Origin of the sequence: Aquimarina litoralis, assembly GCF_019295435.1 — a bacterium.
In the GTDB taxonomy this organism is placed as follows: Bacteria; Bacteroidota; Bacteroidia; order Flavobacteriales; family Flavobacteriaceae; genus Aquimarina; species Aquimarina litoralis_A.
Window position 1 is genome coordinate 52,953 of the sequence record NZ_WEKL01000029.1, and the last position, 6,560, is coordinate 59,512.

Consider the following 6,560-nt stretch of genomic DNA (forward strand, 5'->3'; position numbering starts at 1 on the left):
AATTTATTCCTGACTCCAATTTAATCTGTCCATTTGGTTAAATGGCCATGGAGCGCCGTTATTTTCAATATTAGACATCATGTTGTTTAGATCCATTGGTGCAGCACTTTGCTCCATTACTAAATATCTTCTCATATCCAAAATTATCGACAACGGACTTATACTTACAGGACAAGCTTCTACACAAGCATTACAACTTGTACACGCCCATAATTCTTCTGTGGTTATATAATCATTTAACAATTGTTTCCCGTCGTCAACAAAGCTACCGTTCTTATCAATATTATCTCCTACTTCTTGAAGGCGATCTCTGGTGTCCATCATGATTTTTCTAGGGGATAACTTCTTCCCTGTCTGGTTTGCGGGACATTCGCTAGTACAACGCCCACACTCAGTACAAGTATAAGAATTTAGCAATTGCACCCAGTTTAAATCCGTAACATCAGAGGCTCCAAACTTTTCTGGTTCTGCTTCTGGTTCATCTCCTGCTGGAGCCGCAAAAGGATCAGCATTAGGATCCATCATTAACATTACCTCATCTGTAACGGCTTTTAAATTATCCATTTGACCTTTTGGATTTAAATCTCCATAATAGGTATTAGGAAATGCTAAAAGAATGTGTAAATGCTTTGAGAAATATAAATAGTTTAGGAAAATCAATATACCGATAATGTGTAACCACCAAGCTCCTCTTTCTAAAAGAACTAGCGAACCTTCAGACATACCATTAAACAAAGGAGAAATAAACTGACTGATCGGATACGCACCTGCTTTTGCATAATGATCTGCTCCTATATTTTGTAACTGTAAATCTGCTGCATTCATTGTTAAGAACAATGTCATTAATACAACTTCAAAATACAAAATGATATTACCATCATTTTTTGGCCATCCTTTTAATGTTTTGAATCTTCTAATATTAATTACATTTCTTCTGATCCAAAATATGAATACACTTACTAAAACCAAAAGTGCTAAAACTTCAAAAGATCCTATTAAAAAGTCATACAATCCTCCTAGAAAGGCAAAAATTCTATGGGTCCCTAAGATACCATCAATAATAATTTCCAGAACTTCAATATTTATAATAATGAAACCAAGGTATACAATAATGTGAAGTATTCCGGCGATAGGTCTTCTTACCATTTTGGATTGTCCCAAAGCGATACGAGCCATATTATTAAAGCGTTCTTTCTTATTATCCGTTCGATCTACATCCTTCCCTAATTTAATATTACGAATAAGTTTACGAACGTTTTTTGTAAAATATCCTATTCCTGCGATTAAAATAATTACAAAAATGATATTAGGTATATATTGCATAGTTTAGTGTAGTTAGTTTATTGAGTCTGCCGGCTTCACATATGGCTTATTCTTCTTACCAAAAACCGATATATTTACGTATCGAGTTGGATTCAACCTAAGGTCTTGTAATAGTAATTCCAACTCTTTACTTGCTTTATCCAAATTAGTATACAATTGGTCATCTTTTAATAGCTTACCAGCTGTACCTTTCCCTACTTCTAAATCTTTAGAAATCTTTTCAAAATTAGCTAGAACTTTGTCTAAATCATTGACCAGTTTACCTATATTCACTTTTGATAAGGAATCTGAAAACTGACTCAAATTTGTAGACATTTTATCCAAATTAGAAAGTGTCGTATTCAGCTTATCTTCATTACCAGATAATATATTGTTCAAAGAACCGGATGCTCCTTTAAAGTTTCGAACGGTAATACTTAAATCTTTAAAAATAGAGTTCAGATTATTCTTATTATCTGCATTAAGAATTCCATTAACCGAAGTTAATAAAGTATCCGCATCCTTGATAGCAGATTCTAGTTTGAGCTGCAAGGGAGTTAACTGTTCATTTACCAATTCTAACAAACCAGCTTTCACTCTTCCTGGAAGCGTATCTTTATCTTTTGCTTCCATTCCTGCTTCATAAATTGGATTAATAGCTAAAGATTTTCCTCCAATTAAATCTCCACCATAAACCATGGCTTCACTATTTTTAGAAAACGAAAAGTCGCTACTTACATTAAATTCTACAATTAGATTTCCTATTTTATCAGCGAATTTGATGGAAACCACTTTACCTACAACTAATCCATTTATAGTTACTGGAGAAGAAGGAATCAATCCTTCTACATTATCATAGACTGCATAAAACGTTCTATCACTTTCCAAAAGGTTTTTTCCTTTCAAGAAACTATATCCAAAGATCAAAAGTGCTATAGCAGCTAATGCTAAAATTCCAGTTTTAACTTCACGAGTAAATTTCAAAATAGCATATATTTAGGACACAAATTTAGAATAAAAAATATACTTCCAAAGATTATAATGAACGATTTATCAGTATTTATTTAGATTAATTCGACGGAGTATCCGTTTTTAATGCTTCATTAAGCGGAATTAACTCATTATCTTTAAAAGCAACGACAAAACAAGAGGTATATCCCTTCTCTACCGCCACACTTCTTAACTCCTTGATTAAATTATAATTAGAAGTACTCCCAAAATAATATTTATAAATCTCACCAAACTGAACTTTTGATAATTGATCCAGTCCATTAAAGTTTTTAGGCTCTAAAACTATATCGTTAGAGCCAGCAGCGATTTGTACTTTAAAAGTGATATCATCATATAGTTCTTCTCCTACTATTTTGGTTATGGAATCATTCGCAACCGTTTCAGGAGTTTTAGATTCGGGAACATAATAGGTTGCATCCAAACTCTCTTTATAATCTACTATAGATTTGATAATAGATTTAGACATTTCATCCTGTCCTTTTTTGGAGTTCAGGTATTTTCCTTCTTTATTATTAGTTAAAAAACCTAGTTCTATTAAAACACTGGGCATATACGTTTGATGTAACACAACAAAACCAGCTTGCTTTACGCCTCTACTCTTTCTTTTTAGCCTTTTAGAAAATCTTCTTTGCACATAACTAGCAAGTGTTAAACTTTGTTCTAGGTATTCTTCTTGCATTAACGTCAAACCAATTATTGATTCTGGAGAATTTGGATCAAAACCATCATAATTAGCTTCATAATTATCTTCCATTAATATCACAGAATTTTCCTTTTTAGCTACATTAAAATTTTCATCATTGGCATGTAACCCTAAAACAAAGGTCTCTGTACCAAAAGCTTGTGATCTATGGGAGTTACAATGAATTGATATAAACAGATCCGCTTTCGCCTTGTTTGCTATTTTACCTCTTTCATGTAGTTCTATGAACTTATCGGTTTTTCTTGTATATACTACTTTAAAACGGTCATCTTTCTCTAAAGCCGCTCCAACGGCTAAAACTACTTTTAATGCGATATCTTTTTCTTTATATCCATTACCTCGATTTCCTGGATCGTGTCCTCCATGACCAGCATCCAGTACTACTACAAACTTTTCTTTATTCTCAATTTTGGATCTATTGGTAAATGAAAATGCAGACAACACTACTATCAGTGTAATCAATACAATACTATATCCTATTTTCTTCTTCATAATTATCAAAATTATAGCTCAGCTTGAAACATTACGTAATTGTTTCCGTATTTAGTATRATAATTCTAAAATCATATGGTTATGATCTTGGAATTTACTAGACATCGTTTCATTAAAAAATAACATTAGAGTGTCGTATTTGATATAATTATTTATTTTTTTCTCAATTACAATCTCTACATAAAAAATATATGTAATTTTGGCACTTCAAAAACTAAGCCATAGTTTTACAAAAATAGGATATAAACCATTGCAAACAACGGTACGTAACATACTTTATTCACTAAGTTTTTCACTATTTTGTATTTGTTTTACAACTGCACAAGAGTTTGATAAAACCACGAAGAAACCTGTACAGACTCCAAAGGACTCTATTGTATTACCAAAAACAGTAACAGAACCTAAGTCTGAACTACTTGAAAATGAAAAAGATCAGGATACTACGAAGAAGGATAGCGTTGTGGAGCCTCCTCAATTATTAACAGATAAAGTTACTTATAAATCCAAAGATTATATGAGGCTAAGTCGTAGAGAAAACAAAATGTATCTCTACAATGAAGCAGAAATTATCTATGGAGAAATGCAGATAAATGCTGGATTAATTATTGTCGATAATGCCAAGAATGAGGTATATGCTTATGGTATTAAAGATTCTGTAGGTGATTATACACAAACTCCTGTTTTTAAACAGGCTCAGAATGTAGTTGAACCAGATTCTATCCGATTTAATTTTGATACAGAAAAAGCGCTTATTTACAACTCTAGGACCAAACAAGGTGAGATGAATGTAAAAGGAGAAGTTTCTAAAAGGGTAAATGACTCTGTTATTTATATGAGTAATGTGAAATTTACCACTGCTGAAGATGTGGATAATGCGGATTATTACTTCTATGCTCGAAGAATTAAACTAGTACCAAAAAAGAAAATTGTTACGGGACTAGTAAACATGTTTATTGCAGATGTACCTACACCTCTAGGATTACCTTTTGGATATTTCCCATTACAAGAAAAAAGAACTTCTGGATTTATCATTCCTAGTTATGGTGAAGAAAATAATAGAGGATATTTTTTACAAAATGGTGGTTATTACTTTGCATTGAGCGATTATGCAGACCTCACTATTACCGGAGATTATTATACCAATGGAAGTTATACCTTATTAGGAGAAACATCTTATGCAGTTCGCTATAAATATAGAGGTAATTTAAGGTTTCGATATGAAAACAATTTGACCAGTGAACGAGGTTTTCCTGATTTTGCCCAAAGGACTACTTATAATATTCAATGGTCACATTCTCAAGATGCCAAATCGAATCCTAATTCAAGGTTTTCTGCATCCGTAAATTTTGGTAGTAGTGACTTTTTCCAGCAATCAACAAATCAATTAAATACAGGAAACTTCCTGAACAACCAATTAAGTTCTTCAATTTCCTATTCAAAAACGTTTCAAGGAGATCMTCAGGTAAATGTAAATATTGCAGCTAATCATAACTCAAATACCAATACACAGGTTGTAAACCTTTCATTACCTAACGTAAATGCGAGTGTGTCTAGAATATTTCCTTTTGCACCAAAAGTTGGAGTTAAAAAAGGAATCATCCAAAATATCAATACGCAATACAACTTCAGAGGTGAAAATCGAATAACTACTAATGATGATGATCTTTTTACTGGAGAAATGTTTAGAGATGCGCAAATAGGAATGCAACATTCTATTCCGATTAGTACAAACTTTAAGATTTTCAAATATCTAAGTGCCACTATGGGAACGAGTTTTCAGGAAAATTGGGTGTTTGAAACCATTGAAAGACGTTTTGATCAGGACGCCAATGAAGGTGCTGGTGAGGTTGTAAACGATACTATTACAGGCTTTGATGCCTTTAGAACCTATAATTTTTCAGCTAGTTTAGGAACAACTATCTACGGAACGTTTAATTTTAAGAAAGATAAAAAAATACAAGCGATTCGCCATACAATGCGACCAAGCATAAGCTATAGTATCAACCCTGCTTTTGATCAATTTTATGATGAATTTATAATACCAGACAATCCTGAAACGCTAGATGTTGACGAAACAGAAATTGTAGAATACTCAAGATTTGAAGGAGGATTCTTTGGTGCACCAAGTAATACTTTTTCAAGTAGTGTTGGTTTTTCTTTGAGTAATAATCTGGAAGCGAAAGTTCGAAGCAAGGATACAACAGATCTTGAACCTAAAAAGGTAATACTACTTAATAATTTAAATTTCAGAACAGCCTATAATATAGCAGGTGATTCCTTACAATTAAGTCCATTGTCTATTACTGGAAATATTCCAATAATTCAAAATAAACTGGATATTAACTTTAGTGCAGAACTAGACCCTTACGCTTTGGACAACAACAATCGTAAAATTGATGTTTGGAATATTGATAATGGTGGTAGMTTRTTTAGATTAACGAGAGCTAGCGCAAACTTCGGATATTCTTTTTCTAGTAAAGACTTTGAAAAGGGCCAGACCAATGAAGATCCTCTTACAAATCAGACCTTCCAAAACGGAGGACGACCTGATAATCTATTTGGTGGAGGAACAGATTTTGGAGAAGAGCAAAGCTATAGGCAACAAGACAATGATAAAGAGAAAAAAGACATTAAGAACTATAATTATAAAATCCCTTGGTCCTTGCGATTATCCTATACCGTAAATTATAGTAATAATGCACGACAAAATGAAATATCTTCGCATTCTATTATGTTTTCTGGAGATGTGGAGTTAGCTCCTAAATGGACTGTAGGTGTATCTTCAGGATATGATTTAGTAAATCCTGGGTTTACTTTTACCAACCTAAGGTTTCAAAGAGATTTGGATAGTTGGAATTTGAACTTTAACTGGATACCATTTAGTGAGAGAACATCATGGAACTTCTTTATTGGAATTAAATCATCTGTTCTTAGTGATATTAAGTATGATAAACGAAGAGAACCGGACAGACAACTATAGGTTTGAGGTTTGAGGTTTGAGGTTTGAGGTTTGAGGTTTGAGGTTTGAGGTTTGAGGTTTGAGGTTTGAGGT

Annotated in this window: 4 protein-coding genes; 1 reads left to right on the forward strand and 3 read right to left on the reverse strand. The window is 32.8% G+C overall.

Going from position 1 to position 6,560, the window contains the following annotated elements:
• Positions 1 to 3: 3 nt before the first annotated feature.
• From GBO31_RS15560 to GBO31_RS15570, 3 genes are all read right to left on the reverse strand, one after another.
• Positions 4 to 1,323 (reverse strand): (Fe-S)-binding protein, encoded by a 1,320-nt coding sequence (locus tag GBO31_RS15560; RefSeq protein WP_219009285.1) that lies wholly within the window; start codon positions 1,321 to 1,323, stop codon positions 4 to 6.
• A gap of 12 nt (positions 1,324 to 1,335) precedes the next feature.
• On the reverse strand, positions 1,336 to 2,286 hold the full coding sequence (locus GBO31_RS15565) for an MlaD family protein (RefSeq protein ID WP_219009286.1): 951 nt from the start codon (positions 2,284 to 2,286) through the stop codon (positions 1,336 to 1,338).
• An 85-nt stretch (positions 2,287 to 2,371) separates the two neighbouring features.
• A complete protein-coding gene (locus GBO31_RS15570; RefSeq protein ID WP_219009287.1) occupies positions 2,372 to 3,508 on the reverse strand; it encodes an N-acetylmuramoyl-L-alanine amidase family protein in 1,137 nt (378 codons plus the stop codon).
• Between the two features lie 199 nt (positions 3,509 to 3,707).
• Between GBO31_RS15570 and GBO31_RS27050 the strand changes: the two genes are divergently transcribed.
• Complete coding sequence (locus tag GBO31_RS27050; RefSeq protein WP_246615891.1) at positions 3,708 to 6,488, forward strand: putative LPS assembly protein LptD; 2,781 nt, start codon at positions 3,708 to 3,710, stop codon at positions 6,486 to 6,488.
• Positions 6,489 to 6,560: the final 72 nt, after the last annotated feature.